Origin of the sequence: Pseudomonas californiensis, assembly GCF_021147775.1 — a bacterium.
Classification (GTDB): Bacteria; Pseudomonadota; Gammaproteobacteria; order Pseudomonadales; family Pseudomonadaceae; genus Aquipseudomonas; species Aquipseudomonas californiensis.
Map to the genome: position 1 here is coordinate 21307 of NZ_JAGTPK010000031.1, position 22336 is coordinate 43642.

Below are 22336 nucleotides of genomic sequence, written 5' to 3' on the forward strand. Positions count from 1 at the left end.
AACGCTTCCTCATACGATGCCAGTGGCATAGAACGTTGCGATCACGACGAAAACCGCGAGGGTCTTGATCAGCGTGATCCCGAAAATATCCTTGTAGGCTTCACGATGAGTCAGCCCGGTGACTGCCAGCAGGGTAATGACCGCGCCGTTGTGCGGCAGGGTGTCCATGCCGCCGCTGGCCATGGCCGCTACGCGGTGCAGCACTTCGAGCGGAATGTTCGCGGCATTGGCTGCGGCGATGAACTGTTGCGACATGGCTGCCAGTGCGATGCTCATGCCTCCAGAGGCTGAGCCGGTGATGCCAGCCAGAAGCGTTACGGTGACGGCTTCATTGACCAGTGGATCGGGAATACTTTTCAAGCCGTTGGCCAGCACCAGAAAACCCGGCAGCGAGGCGATCACCGCTCCAAAGCCATATTCCGAGGCGGTGTTCATGGCCGCCAGCAGCGCACCACTGACTGCACTCTTGGTGCCTTCGGCCAGCCGACTCTTGATGGCTCTGAAGCCGAAGATCAACACCATCAGAATGCCGATCAACAGGGCGGCTTCCACGGCCCAGATAGCTGTGAGTTTAGCGATCTCGGTCTGCACCGGCGTCGCCATGCCCGGCAAGGCCAGTGTGTGGGTCTTGCCATACCACTGTGGAATCCAGCCCGTGAACAACAGGTTCATGACGCCTACCGCGATCAGCGGAGACACGGCCAGCCAAGGGTTGGGTAATTTGAGATCAGCCGCCGTTTCTGGCTCATTGCGCAGCTCGGTGCCGTAACCTTCACCGGCGCGCTGAGCCTTGTTGCGCTGGCGTTGCAGGTACAGCATGCCCGCGCAAAACACGAACACCGATCCGATCAGGCCCAGCCACGGCGCAGCCCAGGCGGTGGTGTTGAAAAAGGTAGTCGGGATAATGTTCTGGATTTGTGGCGTTCCGGGCAGCGCGTCCATGGTGAACGAAAAGGCCCCCAGGGCGATGGTGGCCGGAATCAGTCTTTTGGGTATGTCGCTTTGCCGGAACATCTCGGCGGCAAATGGGTACACCGCAAATACCACCACAAACAGCGATACGCCGCCGTAAGTGAGCAGGGCGCAGACCAGTACGATTACCAGCATGGCCTGACGCGTCCCAAGCACACCAATAGCGGCTGCGACGATGGAGCGCGAAAAGCCGGAGAGCTCGATCAGCTTGCCGAACACCGCGCCGAGCAGAAATACCGGGAAATAGAGTTTGATGAAGCCGACCATCTTGTCCATGAACACCCCGGTAAAGGCGGGCGCTACAGCCGAAGGGTCGGTGAGCAGTACGGCACCGAGGGCGGCGATGGGGGCGAAAAGAATGACGCTGTAGCCGCGATAGGCAGCCAGCATCAACAGCGCAAGCGCTGCCAGTGCGATGAGAACGCTCATCAGGTGTCTCCTGTTGTTATTTTTTTAGTGAAGCGCAGAGGTACCGCTCAATGGCTATAGCTGATTTCGTGCCATGTCGCCAACCTGTTGAAATTTATCGAAATTTATCGAGGAGGCGATTAGTTGAGCGGTCGGTTGTCTCAAGGCGTGGACGTTTGACTTGCTTGGGAGACGTTTCTGCAGGGCACGCGACGTCTTGAAGGCTCAAGCAAGGCGGTAACAACGTTGTCTCTATATGGAGACGGCCGTCTCGTTACCGGGACTCTGCGATGCCCAGTAGTGCCATTTTCTTGTAGAGCGTCGAGCGCCCCAGGCCGAGTTGGCGGGCGGCATGCACCACATTGCCCGCGCACTGCTGCAATGTGGCTTCGATCAGTTGTCGATCGAATCGCTCCCGCGCCTGGCTGAAAGTTTCCGGGACCGTTGACGCTCTGTCATCAGGCAGACTGTCACCCTGCACGCCGATCGGCATCAGTGTGCCGATGGCGGCGTGAATGTCCTTCAGGCTCAGCACCTGTTCATCGCCAAGCAGCGCAGCGCGTTCCAGCACGTTGCGCAATTCACGAATATTGCCAGGCCAGGCATGCTGGCCCAGCAGGCCCAAGGCATTGCTTTCAAGCTCGTGGTTGCTGTGCAATTCCTCGAGGATCGCTTCGCTGAGCGCGGGCAAGTCCTGCAGCCGGTCGCGCAGGGGCGGCACGCTGATAGGCAGCACGTTCAGCCGGTAGTAGAGATCAGCACGGAACTCGCCACGCTTGATTGCCGCCTCGAGGTCGGTGGAAGTGGCGGCAATCAGGCGTATGTCACTCTGAAACACTTCATTGGAGCCCACCGGCTCGTATTCTTTTTCCTGCAGGACGCGCAGCAGTTTGCTCTGCAGCGCCAGCGGCATATCGCCAATCTCGTCCAGAAACAGAGTGCCGCCTTGAGCTATTTTCAGCTTTCCGGACCGACCTTTGCTGACCGCACCGGTGAACGCGCCGGGAGCCGTGCCAAAGAACTCGGCCTCCAACAGGGCTTCCGGGATCGCCGCACTGTTGATGCTCACGAAGGGCTTGCCAGCCCGTGGCGACGCATTATGAATGGCATGTGCGAGCAGCTCTTTGCCAGTACCGGTTTCTCCCAGCAAAAGGACTGGCGAGTGCGCGCTGGCACTGCGTCTCGCGCGACGTTTCACCTCCAGCGCGGCCTCGCTGGTGCCGATGAAGTTCGCAAAGCTGTATTTGGCCTGCCGGGCCTTGAGCAATGATCGAGTCTTGGCCAGTTCCTGCTGCATGCTCAGGTAGCGGGTGAGCAGTGGTGACAACGTCTGCAGCTCGTCGAACAAAGCAAAGCCAATGGCACCGATCAATGTACCGGTGTCGTCATGGATAGGCAGGCGCATTACCACCAGCGGGTCTTTGGCGGTTTCCATCATGTCCAGCAGGATCGGCTGTCCATTGTTGGCAACCTGACGCAGCAGGCTGCCTGGTATGACGTTTTCGCAGGGCTGGCCAATGGCAAATGCCGGGTTTTGTAGTCCGAAGCGCCTCGCATAACGCTCATTGATCCAGACGATTCGCGCGTCCCGGTCAACGATGACGGTGCCTTCGCTGGACTGTTCGATGATCTCGAACAGCGAGCGAATGGCCAGACGCTGAATGCTCTGATGGTCTTTGAGGCTGTTGTCTTTCATGGGATGTTCCGTCAGGAGTCGGCGTCTGGCCGCGCAGAAAGCCCGTTTGGTTCGGTCAAGCGAAGCCTGGATGTGCTGCTGCCAGCAATTCCTGAGTATAAGGATGTTGCGGTGCGTCAAATACGTCGTGACTGGCGCCTCGCTCGATCACCTTGCCATCCTTGACCACGATCACATCATGGGCCAGGGCCTTCACCACTGCCAGGTCATGACTGATGAACAGGTAGGTCAGGCCGTGCTTCTCCTGAAGCTCGCGCAGTAATGCAACGACCTGTTTTTGCACGGTACGGTCCAGTGCCGAAGTAGGCTCGTCGAGCAATATAAGCGCTGGCTTGAGCACCAGGGCGCGGGCGATGGCGATGCGTTGGCGTTGACCCCCGGAAAACTCGTGCGGGTATCGATGTCGGCCTTGTGGGTCGATACCGACTTCTTCGAGGGCTCTGATCACCTCGACATCGCATTGTGCCGGAGAAAGCTGCGCGTGCACTTCCAGGCCCTCGCCGATGATCTGCGCCACTGACATGCGCGGGCTGAGGCTGCCGTAAGGGTCCTGAAAGACCACTTGCATTTCTTTGCGCCAGGGCCGCATCTGCTTCTGGCTCAAACCGTCCAGCGGCGTCCCGCGAAACCGGATCGCACCGCGTGATTCCACAAGACGCAGGATTGCCTGGCCCAGTGTCGACTTGCCCGACCCCGATTCGCCAACAATTCCTAGCGTTTTGCCGCGCTCGATACTCAGGCTGATATCGTCTACCGCCTTCAAGTACTCCTGGTGCCTGCGCAGGATGCCGCCGGTCAGCGAGAACCAGACCCTCAGGTTCTCGACCTCCAGCACCTTTTCACGGGTATCGCGCGCCAACGGCTCACCGGCTGGCTCGGCGTCCAGCAGCAGACGGCTGTAGGGATGCTGAGGGGCTTTGAACAGGGTCTGGCAATCGGACTGCTCGACGATTTCCCCGGCACGCATGACACAGACACGCTGGGCGACGCTGTGCACCAGATTCAGGTCATGGCTGATCAGCAACAACGACATGTTCAAGCGTTGCTGCAACTCCTTGAGCAACAGCAGAATCTTGCGCTGCACGGTCACGTCCAGCGCCGTGGTGGGCTCATCGGCAATCAACAGTTCCGGCTCACAGGCCAGTGCCATGGCGATCATGACTCGCTGTCTTTGACCACCTGACAGTTCATGAGGGTACGCTTTCAAGCGCTTTTGAGGCTGGTGAATACCTACCAGCTCCAACAGCTCCAGAATACGTTTCTGGGCCTCCCGCCCGGTGATGCCTCGGTGCAGCAGGAGCGTTTCGCCGATTTGGCGGGAGACCGTGTGCAACGGGTTGAGCGAGGTCATCGGCTCTTGAAAGATCATCGCGATGCGATTGCCGCGCAACTCTCGCAACGTGCGCTCGTCCGCCCCGACCAGCTGTTGCCCACGGTAGGTGATGCTGCCGGTGGTCTGCGTGCCGCTTTTGGGCAGCAGTTGCAAGATCGAATGCGCAGTGACGGATTTGCCGGACCCGGACTCACCGACCAGTGCCAGGCACTCACCCGGCCGTACATCCAGACTCAGGTTGCTGACAACGGTCTGTCCGCTGAATGCAACGCTCAGGTCGCGGATTTCGATCAGGTTTTCAGACATGTCAGGACCTCGGGTCGAAAGCGTCGCGCAACGCCTCGCCTATGAACACCAGCAGGGTAAGAATCAGGGCCAGGGCGAAAAACGCGGTCAGGCCCAGCCAGGGGGCTTGCAGGTTCTGCTTGCCCTGAGCGATCAGTTCACCCAGCGAGGCGCTGCCTGCAGGCATGCCGAAGCCCAGGAAATCCAGCGCGGTCAGGGTCGAGATAGCGCCCGTCAGAATGAACGGCAGGTAGCTCAGGGTGGCGTTCATGGCATTGGGCAGGATGTGCCGCACGATGATCTTGCGGTCCCCAAGCCCCAGCGCGCGTGCTGCTTTCACATATTCCAGGTTGCGGCCGCGCAGAAACTCGGCGCGCACTACGTCCACCAGTGCCAGCCACGAAAACAGCGCCATGATACCCAGCAGCCACCAGAAATCAGGCTCGACGAAACCGGAGAGGATGATCAGCAGGTACAGCACTGGCAGGCCCGACCAGACCTCCAGCAGGCGCTGACCGAGCAGGTCTACCCAGCCGCCGTAATAACCCTGCAATGCACCGGCAGTGACGCCGATCAGAGCACTGATCACGGTCAGAACCAGCGCAAACAGGATCGACACCCGCGCGCCGAAAATCACCCGTGCCAGGACATCACGGGCCTGGTCATCAGTGCCCAGCCAATTGGTGGCGGAGGGCGGACTTGGCGCGGGAATCGTCAGCTCGTAGTTGGGGGTGTCGTCACTGAAGGCAATCGGCGGGAACAGCATCCAGCCGTCACCCTTGTCGATCAGTTTATGCACGTAGTCACTGCGGTAGTCGGGCTGAAAGGGTAGCTCGCCGCCAAACTGCTTCTCGGTGTAGCGCTTGAAGACCGGGAAGTACAGCGAGTGCTGGTAACTGACCACCAGCGGTTTGTCGTTGGCAATCAGCTCGCCGCCCAGCGTCAGGGCGAATAATGCGCAGAACAGCCAAAGTGACCACCAGCCTCGGCGATTGCTGCGAAACCGTTCCAGGCGGCGAAGGGCGAGAGGAGAAAGGCTGCGCATCAGGCATTCCTCGCGCTGAAGTCGATTCGAGGGTCGACCAGGGTGTAGCAGACGTCGCCTATGAGTTTTATCAGCAAGCCGAAGAGGGTGAAGATGAACAGCGAGCCGAACACCACCGGGTAATCGCGCGACACCGCAGCTTCGTAGCTCATGCGGCCCAGCCCATCGAGGGAGAAAATCACTTCAATCAGTAGCGATCCTGCAAAGAACACGCTGATAAACGCCTGTGGAATGCCCGACACCACCAGTAGCATGGCGTTGCGAAACACATGCCCGTAAAGCACGCGTCGTTCGCTCATGCCCTTGGCGCGGGCCGTCGTCACGTACTGGCGGGTGATTTCATTGAGGAACGAATGCTTGGTCAGCAAGGTGAGGGTGGCGAAGCCGCCGATGACCAGCGCCGATACGGGTAGCACCAGGTGCCAGAAGTAATCGGCGATCTTGCCAATGGTCGACAGTTGCCCGAAGTTGTCTGAAACCAGTCCCCGCACGGGAAACCAGTTCAGCGAAGTGCCGCCACAAAACACCACCACCAGCAGCATCGCGAACAGAAACGCAGGCGTGGCGTAGCCAATGATGATTGCGGTGCTGCTCCAGATATCAAACTGGCTGCCATGCTTGACCGCCTTGCGGATCCCGAGCGGGATCGATACCAGGTAAGTCAGCAGGGTTGCCCAGAGCCCCAGTGATATCGAGACCGGCATCTTTTGCAGTATCAGGTCGGTGACTGATGCGCCGCGAAAGAAGCTGTTGCCGAAATCCAGCCGGGCATAGTTCTTGAGCATCAGCCAGAGCCGTTCATGCAGCGGCTTGTCGAAACCGTATTGGCGCTCGATGTCCTTGATCAGCTTGGGATCGAGCCCCCTTGATGCCCGTGAGTGCCCAGCGCTTGACGACTCTGTTGCACCAGCGCCCACCGTCGTGCCACCGACGCCTTGCAGGCGGGCTATCGCCTGTTCGACCGGTCCGCCGGGTGCGGCCTGAACGATAAAAAAATTGACCAGCAAAATGCACAGCAGAGTCGGGATGATCAGCAGCAGACGCCGCAGGATATAGCCGAGCATTCACTTCATCTCCGAAACAAGGGCGGATGCGCCACGCTTTGCCGCGAACTGCTCGTTGGTCAACGGCACAGGGCTGATTTCCCACCAGGTCTCGATGGCCTCGTTGTTGCTGGCCTGAATCTTCGGAATGCCGAACCGATTCCACCACACGGTAGAAGAGCCCGGAGGGTAATAGTTGGGGATCCAGTAGTGGTTCCATTGCAGCACCCTGTCGAGACAACGGGCGTAGTCGGTCATCGTCTGTTTATTGTCGGCTTTGAGTACGCCTGCAATCAGGGTGTCCACGGCCGGATCCTGGAGCGCCATATAATTGCTGGAGCCGGGATCCATCGCCACTTTGGAGCCGAAGCTGTTGTACAACTCGGCACCGGGCGATGTTGAAACCGGATAACCGGTGACAATCATGTCGTAATCGCGCGCCATGACGCGGTTGAGGTACTGCGCGGCGTCGATCCGACGAATATCAAAATGAATACCGATCTGCGCCAGCGTGCGCTTGTAGGGCAGCAGCATGCGCTCGAAGCCGGACTGGCCGTTCAGAAAGGTAAAGCTGAAAGGCTCGCCCTGCGCGTTCACCAGTTGATCGCCTTTTGGCGTCCAGCCAGCCTGCTGCATCAACGCCAGCGCTTGCAGCTGTTTATCACGTATGAAACCTGTGCCGTCGGTTTTTGGCACCTTGAACACGGTGTCAAATACCTGATCGGGAACGCTGCCACGCAAGGGTTCGAGGATTTCCAGTTCGGCGGGCGTGGGCAACTGACTGGCCGCCAGTTCGGAGTTGGAAAAGTAGCTTTCCTGGCGGATATACATGTTGCGCATCATCTGCCGGTTGGTCCACTCGAAGTCCCATAGCAGTGACAGGGCCTGACGCACTCGGCGATCCTGAAACATCGGCTTGCTCAGATTGAACACGAAACCCTGCGAACTCTGCACGGCACCTTTGGCCAGATGGGCCTTTTGCAAAAGGCCTTCGTTGAGGGCAGGGCTGTCGTAGCGGATTGAATAACCGGTTGCCGAGAACTCGCGGTTGTAATCGTAGGCCCCGCCCTTGAGTACCTGACGGGCAACATCTATGTCCCCGAAGTACTCGATGCTGAAGGTGTCGAAGTTGTACAGGCCGCGGTTGACGGCGAGGTTCTTGCCCCACCAGTCGGGATCGCGTGTGAACGTGATGGTACGGCCTGGGTCGACATGGCTGATCCGATAAGGACCGCTGCCCGGCGGTACCTCAAAGCCGGCGCCGCTGGCGAAATCGCGGGTTTTCCACCAGTGCTCCGGGAAGACCGGCAATGAGGCCAGGTCCAGAGGCAGCGTGCGGCTGTCGGTGTTTTTGAAATCGAAACGGATTTGAGTGGGGGATTCGACTTCCAGGCCTCTGACCGCTTCGAATTGAGTCCGATATTGCATGCTGCCCTGGGTCATCAACAGCTCGTAGGTGTACTTCACATCTTCGGCAGTAATGGGTGTGCCGTCAGCGAAGCGCGCTTTCGGGTTCAGGTAGAAGCGCAGCGACAGGCCATCCGCGCCGCGTTCCATTTTTTCTGCAACCAGCCCGTACACGGTGTAGGGCTCGTCCATTGAGCGCACCGCCAGCGGCGAATACAGCATCCCGTTGATCTGCGACACACCCATGCCTTTGTCGGTAAACGGCATCAAATGATCGAACTGTCCGATTTCAATCGCAGACCGGCGCATGCTGCCGCCTTTGGGGGCATCGGGGTTCACGTAATCGAAGTGTTTGAAGTCTGCGGGATAGCGTGGCGCTTCGCCGTAGACGGTCAGGGCATGCTGGGGGGCGGCAGAGACTGAAGACAGGGCGCAGGCAACGGCCAAGGTAATAGCGACCAGCGATGAAAGGACAAAACGCATGACTCGAATCCTGACTGACATCTGCTTCTTCTACAGGCAAATATCCGTTTCGCCAAGCAACTGAACGTATCGGCGTCAAGATAGAGGCACAAACGAAAACGGCCCATCCGAAGATGAGCCGTTTTGCTGTACCACGCGTCGGGATCAGTCCTGACGGCTGGTCACTTCCAGCAGGTGGTAACCGAACTGAGTCTTGACCGGACCCTGAACAGTGTTCACTGGCGCGCTGAACACGACGGTATCGAATTCCTTGACCATCTGACCAGGACCGAACGAACCCAGATCACCGCCTTGACGGCTGGACGGGCAGCTGGAATTGGCCTTGGCGATTTCAGCGAAATCGGCGCCGCCTTCGATCTGTGCCTTGAGTTCGTTGCACTTTTCTTCGCTCGAAACAAGGATGTGGCGGGCAGTGGCTTTAGCCATGGGAAACAATCTCCTGTGAAAAAAAAGAAACAGCGTACCGGAATCAGTGCCGTATTTCCTGACAAAGTTCCTTTTGCTTCACGTCTACCTGTACCGCAGCCGATCAACTGCACGGCGCAACAACTGTTCAGTGGAGGACCAGCCAAGACAGCCGTCTGTCACCGACACGCCGTATTGCAGCTTAGAGGTCAACGGCTGGCAGCCCTCGAAAAGATGGCTCTCCAGCATCATGCCAATCAATGAAGTATTGCCTTGCAGTCGTTGCTCCAGCACATCGTTGAAGACGGCGGGCTGACGCAATGGGTCTTTGCCGCTGTTGGCATGGCTGCAGTCGACCATGATGCGCGACGCGATAGCATGCTTGTCGAGGCTGGCTTGCACGCGCGCGACACTCTGAGCGTCATAATTGGGACCGTGATGGCCGCCACGCAGCACAATGTGAGTGTCCGGGTTGCCCCGGCTTTCGATAATCGCCGGATGCCCGTTGCGATCCATTCCGAAATGCCGATGCGGGTGCGCCGCAGATCGCATGGCGTCGCTGGCCACCGCAATACCGCCGTCGGTACCGTTCTTGAACCCGACCGGTATCGGCAGGCCGCTGGCCATTTCCCGATGAATCTGCGATTCGGTGGTGCGGGCACCGATCGCCACCCAGCTCAGTACATCATCGAAATATCCCGCCGCCATCGGTTGCAACAACTCGGTGGCGACAGGGAGACCCAGGGTCAGCATGTCACGCATCAACTGCCTCGACAGTGCCAGGCCTGCCGTCATGTCATCGCTGCCATCAAGGTGCGGATCATAGGCGAGGCCTTTCCAGCCAACGGTGGTCCGGGGCTTTTCAACGTAGGCGCGCATCACCAACAGCATTTGATCGCTGACCTCTGCCGCAAGGGCAGCCAGGCGTTCGGCATATTCGAGGGCTGAGCGGGGATCATGCAGAGAGCAGGGACCGACCACCACCAAAAGGCGAGAGTCCTGGCCGTCAAGAATGGCCTTGATTGCCCGGCGATGGGCGCTGACCTGTTCTGCCAGTGCGACGCTGAGTGGCAACTGGAGTTTCAGCTCAAGCGGGTTGGGCAGGCGCTTTGAGGTCGGTGTGCTGTCCAGCACGGTGACGTTGTGACTGGACAGATCGGATGGTTTTACCGCAACGGACGAGTTCATGTGCTGGCTTCCTGGGCTGGCGGGTTATTTCCCGCTCAGAGCCCTACTGGGGTGTTCGACAAAGGGCCGTTTGGGCCAAACGTTTGAGATTGCCACCTGATAGCGACCGATCGGAGGTGACAGACTGTCCCGAACGGAGCGTGCTAAATCGCCAGGCCGAACCGATGTCGTTGCGGTAATAAGTGATGGTGTTCATGTCGGTTTCCTCAAGTGGATTCAATGTCGTTTTTTGTCGGGGGCCAAAAAAACAAAACCCCCGGTCGGGGAGCCGACCGGGGGTAGAGAATTCTCTGGTTGGCGTCCCCTTGAAGTGGGCGCCAGATGGGTATCAGGCGCGCCAGTGGCTAAACCAATACCCATAATAAGAAGTAACAGAGTTGTCAGCCGCTGGTGCAACTCGCGCAGCCGCACTGCACGCCAGGCGAGCGACGCCAGCGCAAACAGTAGACGGTGAGGAGGCAGATGGCAGCATGATGAATCTCCGTGGAATGGACAGGAGCTTACTTCAGGCGAGAGCAGTTGTTCAATTGGAAAATTCAATCAGCCAGATTGAATAACGAGCCAACAAAGCCTCGGTTCTGGTCTTTAGTCAGAGCGATATCAACCCTAGGTCCTTCAAAGCGGCAGACTGATATTGTCGGAAAAATCCGCGATTTTAGTCCGTCTTTACTCGCGAGCAAGAGGGAAGACTACTTGCCGAGATCGCAGTCATTTGTCTTCCAGATGAGTCTGTACAGGATCAGAGGGAATGCTGCCGATCTTCATCCCCAATAAAACCGCCACTTTGTGCGCTTCGCCACGTCGTCCTTTCTTGCGTCCCGACAGAACCTGATAGGTCGTTGCCGGATCTACATTGTTCTCTCGAGCGAATTGTTGAACAGATTTGCCCTGTTGTTCGAGCCAGGCCTTGGCTTGTGCAGCAGTACGTATTCCGGGCATAGTTCAAATCCGTTCAAATAAGTAAAATTTTATCCAGATTCTACCATTCGTAAGGATGGGGTCAACAGGGTTATACATTCAAATGAGTGGAATTGGGTACCGACTAAGAAAAGAAAGAGAACGTCTGGGGCTGTCTCAGCGTGCCTTCGGTGAAATCGGTGGTGTGGAAGCGAACGCGCAAGGCAAGTATGAAAGCGGTGATCGCGCGCCCAAGGCTGATTATCTCGCCGCTGTCGCAGCCAAGGGCGTGGATGTGCTCTATGTGCTGACCGGAAAGGCTACTCCGGTGCCGGTCGATAACCTCAGTGTTGCCGAAGAAAAGGTCCTGGGCAGCTACCGAGTGCTGGACAAGGAAGATCAGGATGCTATCAGGCGATTAACGACTACTATGGCCGAGTTGTCCGCTTCCTATTCGACGACCGACAAATCCTCTGAAAGCTGATCAGGCCGTTGGTCTGGAAGCGATGCCGCTTTTACATTCAATAACGGGTGACAGCTATTTGCATACTGTACCCGGTCGTTCACCCGGAGCAGGGCTTGCCAGAGCTTAAGCTGGGTAGTTTTAACCTGTGCCTGCTTAAACCGAAACAGACCCTAGGTCTGTGTCGCTGTTTTTGTTATGGTGATTGTCATTCGTTATGTCCGTTGCGCGAGGTGTCTGCTTGATTAGGGTGCTAGTTGTCGATGACCATGATCTAGTTCGGACAGGCATCACTCGCATGCTGGCCGACATAGATGGCCTGCAGGTTGTAGGTCAGGCTGATTCGGGCGAAGAAGCCCTGAAAAAGGCCCGGGAACTGAAGCCCGACGTGGTATTGATGGATGTCAAAATGCCAGGTATTGGTGGGCTTGAGGCCACTCGCAAGATGCTGCGCAGCCATCCGGATATCAAGGTTGTGGCCGTCACTGTCTGCGAAGAAGACCCTTTTCCGACTCGTCTTCTGCAAGCTGGCGCTGCCGGGTACATGACCAAAGGCGCCGGGCTTGGTGAAATGGTTCAGGCCATTCGCCTGGTGTTTGCCGGCCAGCGTTATATCAGCCCGCAGATCGCCCAGCAGTTGGCATTGAAATCGTTTCAGCCACAGGTCAACAACTCGCCTTTCGACCTGCTCTCCGAGCGTGAGATACAGATTGCGTTGATGATTGTCGGTTGCCAGAAGGTCCAGACCATTTCCGACAAGCTATGCCTGTCGCCCAAAACCGTGAATACCTACCGTTATCGAATCTTTGAAAAGCTCTCTATCAGCAGTGATGTCGAGTTGGCTTTACTGGCTGTTCGTCACGGCATGGTGGATGCCAGCGCCTGAACATGACCCAGATATTTGATCCAAGTGCATTTCTTTCGACCTGCAGCGGTCGTCCCGGCGTCTATCGGATGTTCGACGCCGAAGCGAAACTCCTGTACGTCGGCAAAGCCAAAAACCTCAAAAAGCGCCTTGCCAGCTATTTTCGCAAGACCGGTCACGCGCCCAAGACTGGCGCGCTGGTTGCGCGTATCGCGCAGATCGAAACCACCATCACTGCCAATGAAACCGAAGCGCTGTTGCTGGAGCAGACACTCATCAAAGAGTGGCGGCCGCCTTACAACATTCTGCTGCGCGACGATAAGTCTTATCCGTATGTCTACCTGTCGGACGGGCCGTTTCCGCGCCTGAGCATCCATCGCGGATCGAAGAAGGGCAAAGGTCGGTATTTCGGACCTTACCCAAGTGCTGGCGCCATTCGTGAGAGCCTGAGCCTGCTGCAGAAGACCTTCCAGGTTCGCCAGTGCGAAGACAGCTATTTCAAGAATCGCAACCGGCCTTGTCTGCAGTATCAGATCAAGCGTTGCAAGGGGCCGTGTGTGGACCTTGTAGCGCCCGAGGTCTACGCAGAAGACGTTCGCCACTCGGTGATGTTTCTGGAAGGTCGCAGCAATGCCCTGAGTGACGAGCTGAACGCGGCCATGGAAAAGGCCGCGATGGCGCTGGATTTTGAACGTGCGGCTGAACTGCGTGACCAGGTCGCGCTGCTGCGTCGTGTCCAGGATCAGCAGAGCATGGAAGGCGGTACGGGGGATGTCGATGTAGTCGCTGCGTTCGTCAACCCGGGCGGTGCATGTGTGCACTTGATCTCGGTTCGTGGTGGGCGCGTACTCGGCAGCAAGAATTTCTTCCCGCAGGTGGGGATCGAAGAGGAGGTCGGTGAGGTCATGTCGGCGTTCCTGGCGCAATATTTCCTCGGCGGCGTGGATCGCGAATTGCCCAGCGAAGTCATCGTCAACGTCGTCAACGAAGACTTTCCTGCGCTGATCGAGGCCATCGAGGAATCTCGCGGACGTGAAATGACCATCAGCCACCGGGTGCGTGGCACGCGGGCACGCTGGCAGCAACTGGCCGTCACCAACGCCGAGCAGGCGCTGGCGGCACGTCTTGCCAACCGCCAGCACGTCGCATCGCGCTTTGAAGCGCTGGCCAAGGTGTTGAATCTCGACGAGCCACCGATGCGTCTTGAGTGTTACGACATCAGCCATTCCAGCGGCGAAGCGACCGTTGCCTCCTGTGTAGTGTTCGGCCCTGAAGGACCAATCAAGTCCGACTACAGGCGGTTCAATATCGAGGGCGTGACGGCCGGCGATGACTACGCGGCCATGCACCAGGCACTGACCCGACGCTACAGCCGTATAAAGGACGGGGAGGGCAAACTGCCTGACGTTCTGCTGGTTGACGGCGGCAAAGGCCAGATGTCCATGGCGCGTGACGTGCTCAACGAGCTGGCGGTGCCGGACCTTATCCTGCTGGGCGTGGCCAAAGGTACAACCCGCAAGGCCGGTTTCGAAACCCTGTATCTGAATGACGCAGCTCATGAGTTCACATTGCCAGGCGATTCGCCTGCGCTGCACCTTATCCAGCAGATTCGCGACGAGGCTCACCGCTTCGCAATCACCGGCCACCGTGCGCGACGTGGCAAGACACGCCGCACCTCTACGCTCGAAGGCGTCGCCGGTGTCGGGCCAACCCGCCGCCGTGACCTGCTGAAACACTTCGGTGGATTGCAGGAACTGTCCCGTGCCAGCGTGGATGAAATCGCAAAAGCGCCGGGAATCAGTAAAAAGCTCGCAGAGTCGATTTATGCAAACCTGCACAGCGAGTAGAATGCTCGCTCACCTCGTAGCCAGTTGTGCCGATGAATATCCCTAATCTGATTACCGTACTTCGCGTTTTACTGATTCCGATCTTCATATTGCTGTTTTACATGCCTTACCACTGGAGCTATATGGCAGCCAGTGTCGTCTTCGCATTCGCCGCTGCGACGGACTGGCTGGATGGTTATCTGGCGCGTCGCCTTGAACAAAGCACGCCATTCGGTGCGTTTCTCGACCCTGTGGCCGACAAGCTCATGGTCGCCGTGGCGCTGGTGCTGCTGGTACAGGCGCATGCCAACCTGTGGCTGACGTTGCCTGCCGCTGTGATCATCGGGCGCGAGATCGTTATTTCGGCACTGCGTGAGTGGATGGCTGAAATCGGTGCGCGTGCTCAGGTCGCGGTTTCGAGCATGGGCAAGTGGAAAACGGCTGCTCAGATGCTTGCGCTGGTCATCCTGCTGGGCAATCCGCCCGCCATCACGATCTGGGTAATTCTGGGTTATGCATTGCTGCTGGTTGCAGCAGGGCTTACCTTGTGGTCGATGGTCCAATATCTGAGGGCCGCATGGCCTCATCTGAAAACCACTGCAGAAAAAAAATAAGTTTTTGAATCAAGGGGTTGACGGCGCAGTTTCAAACGCTAGAATAGCGCCCGTCACCAAGACGATGCGGGAATAGCTCAGTTGGTAGAGCACGACCTTGCCAAGGTCGGGGTCGCGAGTTCGAGTCTCGTTTCCCGCTCCAAACATAGCGTTTCAGGACCCATAAGGGGTTCTGAGACGATGGAAAAAAGGACCTTCGGGTCCTTTTTTCGTTTCTCCCTCCAGCAAAGCGCATTTGACGGTGCTTCCAGAACGCACGATGGGTGCACCGCAAGCGAAGTGCGCCCATCGGCGAATGTCACGTTGCTTCCTGCCCGTGCCAGCCCAATTGCCTGGAAATTTGCTGAGTGGCCTCCATCAGGCGTCTGACGTAGTCCAGCTTCAATTCTTCGCGGAAGCGAAAGCACGGAAATGACACGCTCAAGCCGCCGATCACATGGCCAAAACGGTCGCGAATCGGTGCGGCCAGGCAGCGCATGTTGTCTTCAAACTCTTCGTGGTCTTCGGCATAGCCTTGGGCGCGAACCACTTCCAGTTCTTGCAGATACGCTTCGATGCTCGTCAAGGTGTTGGCAGTGCGCCGTTCGAAACTTTCTTCCTGCAAGTGGGCAATCAGTTCTGGCTGCTCCAGCCATGCCATCAGTACTTTGCCGATACCGGTGCAATACAGCGGTGCACGTCTACCGATGCGCGAGTACATGCGCAAGTTGTACTTGGAGTCGATCTTGTGGACATAGACGATGCTGCCTTCGTCGAGAATGCCCAGGTGCACAGTTTCGGCGGTGAGCTCGTTGATGCGTCGCATCCCCGGTTCCGCCTCGCGGACGATGTCCAGGTGGGGCAGGGCCTGTGCGCCTAGTTCAAACAGCCGGACGCTTAGCCGATAGCGGTCCTCGGCATCCTGCACCACATAACCGCGAGCTTTTAGCGACTGTAAAAACCGGTAAACCGTGCTTTTTGACATGTCCAGTTTTTGCGCGATTTCTGACACGCCACTTTCCTCAGGATGTTCGGCCAAGGCTTCGAGGACGGCCATGGTCCGGCCTACGGCAGAGACCAGCTCATTGTTCTGAAGGGTGCTGCTGTCCATGAAGGCTCCAACGGTAACGTAAAACTCAAGGATATACGCTGGCGAATCAAAACGCTGTTTCATTTTTCTTGACGATGCAGAAAATCTGATTAAACTCGACCTCATTCCTTGGAAATGAAACGCCGTTTTAAAATAATAAAGGCGCCAGAGATGAACGCAATTCCAGAACAGTGCAAGCAGACCGCCCCATCCCGCCCACTCAAAGTGGCGCTTTTGGGCGAGTGCATGATCGAGATGCGTGGTGATCCTGTGTCAGGCATCACCCAGACCTTCGGCGGCGACACCCTCAACGCCGCGGTGTATCTTTCCCGATTGACCTCCCACGAGCAGGTCTTCGCGGACTACGTCACCGCCATCGGTGCCGACAGCTTCAGTGACGCCATGCGTCAGTTGTGGCGGGATGAAGGTGTTGGCGACCAACATGTGCGTGTGATCGAGGATGCGCTGCCGGGCTTGTACGTCATCCAGACCGATACCCAGGGCGAACGACGTTTTCTGTACTGGCGTGGCGAAGCGGCTGCTCGACGCATGTTTGATGGCTCTGAAGCAGATACCGTTCTGCAGACTCTTGCAGAGTACGACTACATCTATCTGAGTGGCATCAGCCTGGCGATTCTCACGGCCACTGGTCGTGAACGCCTGATGCACGCCTTGCGTGCAGCCCGTGAGTCCGGAACGCGCATCGTCTTCGACAACAACTACCGTCCTCATCTGTGGCCTGACGCCCGGGCAGCGCGCCAGGCTTACGGAGTCATGTTGCGTCTGACAGACCTGGCGCTGATTACCTGGGAGGATGACGCTGCCTTGTTCGGTTATGCCAATGTCGAAGTGCTGTTGCGCGCCTACGCAGATTTTGGCGTGAGTGAAGTCGCCGTTAAACGTGGCGTGACCTCGTGCTTGATTCAGTGCCCCTCAGGCCGTTTCGAAGTGCCCGCCGAGCAAGTGTCGCACGTCGTCGACACCACCGCTGCGGGCGACTCCTTCAGTGCGGCCTACCTTTCGTGCCGCCTGCAAGGCGGTGACCCGCAACTGGCGGCGCGCTGGGGTCATCGACTGGCGGCCCAGGTGGTCCAGCATCGCGGGGCGCTGATCCCTGGCAGTGCCATGCCCAGCCTGAACATGTCTTCACTCTCTTCTGCAGCAGAGGCCTGACCTTATGAAAATCATTGAAGCCCGCGTGATTGTTACCTGCCCGGGTCGCAACCTGATCACGTTGAAAATCGTCACTGATTCCGGCGTCTACGGCATCGGCGATGCGACCTTGAACGGTCGGGAAATGGCGGTGGTCGCCTACCTTGAAGAACACGTGCTGCCCGCGCTGATCGGCCGCGATGCCCAGCGCATCGAAGACATCTGGCAGTACCTGTATCGCGGGGCTTACTGGCGCCGTGGCCCGGTGACCATGACTGCGATTGCAGCCGTGGACATCGCCCTGTGGGACATCAAGGCCAAGGCCGCAAACATGCCGTTGTACCAGTTGCTCGGTGGCAAAAGCCGCGAGCGCGTCATGGTCTATGGGCATGCCACAGGCAAGGACATTGAAGGATGCCTGGATGAAGTCGCCCGTCATGTCGAACTGGGTTACAAGGCGGTGCGCGTGCAATGCGGGATTCCCGGTATCGCGACCACCTATGGCGTGGCCAAGCGCATCGGTGAGCGCTATGAGCCGGCCGACAGCGACCTGCCGGCTGAACATGTGTGGGACACCGCCAAATATCTGAACCACGTGCCCAAGCTGTTTGCCGCCGTTCGCGAGCGTTTCGGTGATGACTTGCACATCCTTCACGACGTGCATCATCGCCTTACGCCCATAGAAGCAGGGCGCCTTGGCAAGGCTGTCGAGCCGTTCAATCTGTTCTGGCTCGAAGACTGCACCCCTGCGGAAAATCAGGAAGCGTTCCGCCTGATTCGCCAACACACCACGACGCCACTGGCGGTGGGTGAGGTCTTCAACTCCATTCATGATTGCCGCGAGCTGATCCAGGAACAGTTGATCGATTACATTCGCGCCACCCTGGTGCACGCGGGTGGCATCACTCATGTGCGACGCATTGCCGACTTTGCAGCGCTGTATCAGGTGCGCACCGGCTTTCATGGTGCCACCGACCTGTCACCTGTCTGCATGGGTGCGGCGCTGCATTTCGATACCTGGGTGCCCAACTTCGGCATTCAGGAACACATGCCCCACAACGAATGTATCGACGAAGTCTTCCCTCACGCCTATCGCTTTGAAGATGGCCACTTCACGCCCGGCGAGACACCAGGGCATGGCGTCGATATCGACGAAAACCTCGCTGCGAAGTACCCCTACAAACGCGCCAGCCTGCCGGTCAACCGCTTGGAAGACGGCACGCTTTGGCATTGGTAAGCGCTGCATCGACTGGTCAACAACGCTAAGAACACAGGGTGCCCGCTTGCCCTGTCAGGAGCTATCCGATGAAAGCTTTTCAAGTAAGAGCACCCTTTGAATACGGCCTGGCGCAGGTCGATATGCCACAAGTGGCGCCCGGTGAAGTCAAGGTTGACGTCGCCTACGCCGGTATTTGTGGCTCGGACATGCACATCATCCACGGCCAAAACGCGTTTGTGCAGTTTCCGCGGGTAACCGGCCATGAGTTTTCTGGCGTGGTCCGGGAAGTGGGCGAGGGCGTCACACACCTAAAGACCGGCGACCGCGTGTGTATTGATCCGGTCATCAGCTGCGGCACCTGTTACCCCTGCAGGATCAACCGGCCGAATGTCTGCACGCAGTTGCAGGTGATTGGCGTGCACCGCGATGGCGGTTTCAGCGAGCACGTGTGTGTGCCCGCCGGCAACGCCCACCGCCTGCCGGACTCGATGTCCCTGAGCCATGCGGCGTTGGTAGAACCTTACACCATCGCCCTCAACGTGCTTGATCGCATGCAGCCCGAGCCGGGCGACAGTCTTTTGATCTACGGCGCAGGCGTAATTGGCCTGACGCTGGTGCAAATGGCCAAGGCACTGGGGATGACCGATATCACCGTGACCGATGTCATCGATACGCGCCTGGAGACTGCCAAGGCGCTGGGCGCCAGCCGTACGCTAAACGGCAAGGATGTCGATGTCGAGGCAACGATGCGCGAATTGACCCACGGCGAAGGCGTGCCGTTGATCGTCGATGCGGCCTGCATTCCAGCGCTGATGCCACAAATGGTGCGCCTGGCCTCGCCCGCGGGGCGTATCGGTCTGCTGGGTTTCAACACAGTGCCGAGTGACCTGGTGCAGCTGGAGATGATCAAGAAAGAACTGACGCTGGTGGGATCACGCCTGAACAATCGCAAGTTTCCACGGGTGATCGAACTGATCGCCAGCGGCAAATTGCACGTGCGGGACCTGATCAGTCACCGCGTCAGCTTCGACGAAATGCCGGGGGCAATCGATCTGATCGAAAACCACCCCGAGCAGACACGCAAGGTTCTGGTGGAGCTGAGCAGCGCCCATCAATAGCCGTCTGTAGATACTCGTGCCCCTGCGGGCACCCTCACCGAATAAACACAAGAAGCGGGAGGTTCCAATGTTTGGTCAAGGTCGTACGCTAATCATCATCATGCTGTTCCTGGCAGGCGTGATCAACTACCTGGATCGCTCGGCATTGTCCGTTGCGGCTCCATTCATCCAGAAAGACTTCGGTCTGACGACGGGTGAGATGGGCATGATCTTCAGTAGTTTTTTTGTCGGCTATGCAGTGTTCAACTTTGTCGGCGGCTGGGCTGCGGACCGTTACGGTGCGAAAACCACCTTGCTGCTGGCGATGGTGCTGTGGTCGTTGTTCAGCGGCCTTACGGTGCTGACAGTAGGTTTCGCCTCACTGGTGTTCATCCGCATTCTGTTTGGCATGGGTGAAGGGCCGTTGAGCGTCACCACCAGCAAAATGGTCAACAACTGGTACACCCCCAAGCAACGCGCGCGAGCGCTGGGTACATCGATGTCCGGTACACCATTGGGCGGCGCGATTTCCGGGCCGGTGGTGGGCTTTATCGCAATCAGTTACGGCTGGAAGATTTCATTCATCATCATCATGGTGATGGGCCTGGTCTGGGCATTGGTGTGGTTCAAGTTCGTCAAGGACAAACCTGAAGGCAAGGTTGCCCAGGACATTCAGCGGGCCGAAGGCAAGAGTGAAATGGCGGCGCTGCCCGTTCACCCGTTGCGTTACTACCTCAAGCAACCGACGGTGTTGTTTACCGCCCTGGCGTTCTTCTCCTACAACTACACACTGTTTTTCTTTCTGACCTGGTTTCCCAGCTACCTGACGATGGCCCATGGCCTGAATGTCAAAGACATGAGCATCGCCACGGTTATTCCCTGGCTTCTGGGTTTCCTCGGGCTGGCCCTGGGCGGCTTCATTTCCGACTTCGTGTTCAAGAAAACCGGGCGGATGATGTTTTCTCGCAAGGTGGTGCTGGTGACGTGCCTGTTGCTCTGCGCCGCGTGTATCGCCTTCGCCGGGGTGGTCAAGACGCTGTATCCGGCGGTCATCCTCGTCGCCTTTGCCGTGTTCTTCCTGTACCTCACCGGTGCCATCTACTGGGCGATTATCCAGGACACCGTACCGGCTGCACGGGTGGGGGGTGTCAGTGGTTTCATGCATTTTCTGGCTAACACTTCGGGGATCATCGGTCCGACCCTGACCGGTTTCCTGGTGCAATTCAGCGGTTCGTTCACCAGCGCGTTTCTGCTGGCAGGGTTGCTGACTGTAATCGGCGCCGTGTGCGTTGCACGCTATGTCAAACCTCTGTCGGCGGCAGACACCGGTAACCTGCGCGAATCAAGCCCGCAGCCCGGTTCAGCCTTGAACCAGCGCTGACCCGCCATTAACACAAGGAGCGTATCGATGCCTGTTTTGAAACGTGAGCCTTCCACCGGTCCTGCCCCTGAAGTCGGTATCGTGCATCTGGGTCTGGGAGCATTTCATCGTGCCCACCAGGCGGTTTACCTGCAACGCCACCTCAACCGCCATGGGCAGAGTGACTGGGGGTTGTGCAGTGCCAACCTGCGCTCGAATCGCACATTGGTGGATCAGTTGCGCGCGCAGGATGGCCACTACCATGTGGCCGAGTATCGCGACAGCGAGCAGGTAACGCTGCGCGAGATCACTGTAGTGCGACAGGTCTTGTTCGTCGGCGACGGCGGCCATGAGCTCGAATTGCTGTTGCAGCGCATGGCCGCGCCGCAGACGCGCATTGTCACCCTGACCGTCACCGAAAAAGGTTACTGCCTGAGCCCGGCCACCGGACAGCTGCGCAGGGAGGACCCGGCGATTGCCCATGATATTGCTCATCCGCAAACGCCTCGCACGGCACCCGGGATCGTCCTCGAAGCCTTGCGCCGTCGCCATGCCGCAGGCATTGCGCCCTTCACGGTGCTGTGCTGCGACAACATGCCGGACAACGGCCAGCGCACTTGCCAGGCCGTGAGCGCACTGGCGACACTGCAGGACGAAGGGTTGACGCAGTGGGTCAACGAGCGAGTGGCGTTTCCGGGCTGCATGGTGGATCGGATCGTGCCCGCCATGACTGACGAGTCGTTCAATCGGCTGGAGCAGCAACTGGACTGCCGCGACCCTGCGGCTGTGGTCTGTGAAAGTTTCAGCCAGTGGGTGATCGAAGATCACTTTCCGCTCGGACGCCCGGACTGGGAGGCGGAGGGCGTGCAGATGGTGGCGGACGTGCGTCCGTTCGAAACGATGAAGCTGCGCATGCTCAACGGCAGTCATTCGTTGTTGGCTTACGTGGGGCTGTTGATCGGCCACCACTCGGTTTTCGATGCCATCAACGATACGAGTCTGGCTGACTTCATCGAGCGCTACATGACCCAGGAGGCCGCGCCGACCCTGGATATGCCGGCAGGTATCGACCTTGCGCTGTACGCCCACGACCTCGAGGCGCGCTTTGCCAATGACAGCCTGCAACACCGTTTGCGCCAGATCGCCATGGACGGGTCGCAGAAACTGCCACAGCGCTGGTTGCTCGGTGCGCAGCAGTTGCTCGACGAGGGACGCGGCATTGCCTGTACGGCGCTGGGTGTTGCCGCCTGGATTCACTATTGCACGCAGCCGTTGCCCGGCGATCCGACGCACTCGATTGACGACCCCCTGAGCGCAACCTTCGCCGATCTCGCGGGACGGTTCGAAGGTGCATCCCTGGTGGATGCCTTTCTTGATCTGAACGAGGTTTTCCCGAAGGCATTGTCCGGTCATGCGGGTTTTCGCAATGCCGTGCAAGGCGCCTATGGCGCGTTGGTCCGCGATGGCATAGGCAGTCTTTTGCGCACTTTTGCGGTACACCACTGACAC

At 58.2% G+C, this 22336-nt stretch carries 19 protein-coding genes and 1 tRNA gene; 10 read left to right on the top strand and 10 right to left on the bottom strand.

Features of this window, described 5'->3' with window-relative positions; all coding sequences use genetic code 11:
- Window positions 1-9: 9 nt before the first annotated feature.
- The 9 genes from KDX37_RS22755 to KDX37_RS22795 all read right to left on the bottom strand — a co-directional run bounded on the left by KDX37_RS22755 (window position 10) and on the right by KDX37_RS22795 (window position 11204).
- A complete protein-coding gene (locus KDX37_RS22755) occupies window positions 10-1401 on the bottom strand; it encodes a GntP family permease (RefSeq protein WP_231655272.1) in 1392 nt (463 codons plus the stop codon).
- Window positions 1402-1654: 253 nt separating this feature from the next.
- Window positions 1655-3076: a sigma-54 interaction domain-containing protein gene (locus KDX37_RS22760; protein WP_231655273.1), complete on the bottom strand. Its 1422-nt coding sequence runs from the start codon at window positions 3074-3076 to the stop codon at window positions 1655-1657.
- Between the two features lie 55 nt (window positions 3077-3131).
- A complete protein-coding gene (locus tag KDX37_RS22765) occupies window positions 3132-4715 on the bottom strand; it encodes an ABC transporter ATP-binding protein (RefSeq protein ID WP_231655274.1) in 1584 nt (527 codons plus the stop codon).
- A 1-nt stretch (window position 4716) separates the two neighbouring features.
- Window positions 4717-5739 carry an ABC transporter permease gene (locus KDX37_RS22770; RefSeq protein ID WP_231655275.1) on the bottom strand — a complete coding sequence of 341 codons (1023 nt, stop codon included), beginning with the start codon at window positions 5737-5739 and terminating at the stop codon, window positions 4717-4719.
- The gene (locus KDX37_RS22775) at window positions 5739-6803 is read right to left on the bottom strand and encodes a microcin C ABC transporter permease YejB (protein WP_231655276.1); all 1065 of its coding nucleotides are present in this window, start codon (window positions 6801-6803) and stop codon (window positions 5739-5741) included. Before KDX37_RS22775 ends, KDX37_RS22770 begins: the two co-directional genes overlap by 1 nt.
- A complete protein-coding gene (locus KDX37_RS22780; protein WP_231655277.1) occupies window positions 6804-8672 on the bottom strand; it encodes an extracellular solute-binding protein in 1869 nt (622 codons plus the stop codon).
- Between the two features lie 144 nt (window positions 8673-8816).
- The gene (locus tag KDX37_RS22785) at window positions 8817-9098 is read right to left on the bottom strand and encodes a peptidylprolyl isomerase (RefSeq protein ID WP_002553340.1); all 282 of its coding nucleotides are present in this window, start codon (window positions 9096-9098) and stop codon (window positions 8817-8819) included.
- 84 nt (window positions 9099-9182) lie between these two features.
- The gene (locus tag KDX37_RS22790) at window positions 9183-10265 is read right to left on the bottom strand and encodes a 3-deoxy-7-phosphoheptulonate synthase (RefSeq protein ID WP_231655278.1); all 1083 of its coding nucleotides are present in this window, start codon (window positions 10263-10265) and stop codon (window positions 9183-9185) included.
- Between the two features lie 708 nt (window positions 10266-10973).
- Entirely contained in the window at window positions 10974-11204 is a 231-nt protein-coding gene (locus KDX37_RS22795) for a DNA-binding protein (protein ID WP_231655279.1), read from the bottom strand.
- 82 nt (window positions 11205-11286) lie between these two features.
- On the opposite strand from KDX37_RS22795, the gene KDX37_RS22800 reads away from it, so the two are divergent.
- The 5 genes from KDX37_RS22800 (at window position 11287) to KDX37_RS22820 (ending at window position 15072) form a co-directional block, all read left to right on the top strand.
- A complete protein-coding gene (locus tag KDX37_RS22800; RefSeq protein ID WP_231655280.1) occupies window positions 11287-11646 on the top strand; it encodes a helix-turn-helix domain-containing protein in 360 nt (119 codons plus the stop codon).
- 220 nt (window positions 11647-11866) lie between these two features.
- Window positions 11867-12511, top strand: coding sequence for a response regulator transcription factor GacA (gene gacA / locus KDX37_RS22805; RefSeq protein ID WP_231655281.1), 645 nt, complete (start codon window positions 11867-11869; stop codon window positions 12509-12511).
- Window positions 12512-12513: 2 nt separating this feature from the next.
- Window positions 12514-14337, top strand: a complete 1824-nt coding sequence (gene uvrC, locus KDX37_RS22810) for an excinuclease ABC subunit UvrC (RefSeq protein WP_231655282.1) — start codon at window positions 12514-12516, stop codon at window positions 14335-14337.
- Window positions 14338-14369: 32 nt separating this feature from the next.
- The gene (gene pgsA / locus KDX37_RS22815) at window positions 14370-14930 is read left to right on the top strand and encodes a CDP-diacylglycerol--glycerol-3-phosphate 3-phosphatidyltransferase (RefSeq protein WP_231655283.1); all 561 of its coding nucleotides are present in this window, start codon (window positions 14370-14372) and stop codon (window positions 14928-14930) included.
- A gap of 66 nt (window positions 14931-14996) precedes the next feature.
- A tRNA-Gly gene (locus KDX37_RS22820) sits at window positions 14997-15072 on the top strand.
- 156 nt (window positions 15073-15228) lie between these two features.
- Here KDX37_RS22820 and kdgR read toward each other — a convergent pair.
- Entirely contained in the window at window positions 15229-16020 is a 792-nt protein-coding gene (gene kdgR / locus KDX37_RS22825) for a DNA-binding transcriptional regulator KdgR (RefSeq protein WP_231655284.1), read from the bottom strand.
- Between the two features lie 150 nt (window positions 16021-16170).
- Between kdgR and KDX37_RS22830 the strand changes: the two genes are divergently transcribed.
- The 5 genes from KDX37_RS22830 (at window position 16171) to KDX37_RS22850 (ending at window position 22333) form a co-directional block, all read left to right on the top strand.
- Window positions 16171-17172: a sugar kinase gene (locus tag KDX37_RS22830; protein WP_231655285.1), complete on the top strand. Its 1002-nt coding sequence runs from the start codon at window positions 16171-16173 to the stop codon at window positions 17170-17172.
- Between the two features lie 4 nt (window positions 17173-17176).
- Window positions 17177-18388, top strand: a complete 1212-nt coding sequence (gene manD / locus KDX37_RS22835; RefSeq protein ID WP_231655286.1) for a D-mannonate dehydratase ManD — start codon at window positions 17177-17179, stop codon at window positions 18386-18388.
- A 68-nt stretch (window positions 18389-18456) separates the two neighbouring features.
- On the top strand, window positions 18457-19488 hold the full coding sequence (locus KDX37_RS22840) for a Zn-dependent oxidoreductase (RefSeq protein WP_231655287.1): 1032 nt from the start codon (window positions 18457-18459) through the stop codon (window positions 19486-19488).
- 67 nt (window positions 19489-19555) lie between these two features.
- On the top strand, window positions 19556-20848 hold the full coding sequence (locus KDX37_RS22845) for an MFS transporter (RefSeq protein WP_231655288.1): 1293 nt from the start codon (window positions 19556-19558) through the stop codon (window positions 20846-20848).
- A gap of 27 nt (window positions 20849-20875) precedes the next feature.
- The gene (locus KDX37_RS22850; protein ID WP_231655289.1) at window positions 20876-22333 is read left to right on the top strand and encodes a mannitol dehydrogenase family protein; all 1458 of its coding nucleotides are present in this window, start codon (window positions 20876-20878) and stop codon (window positions 22331-22333) included.
- Window positions 22334-22336 lie beyond the last annotated feature (3 nt).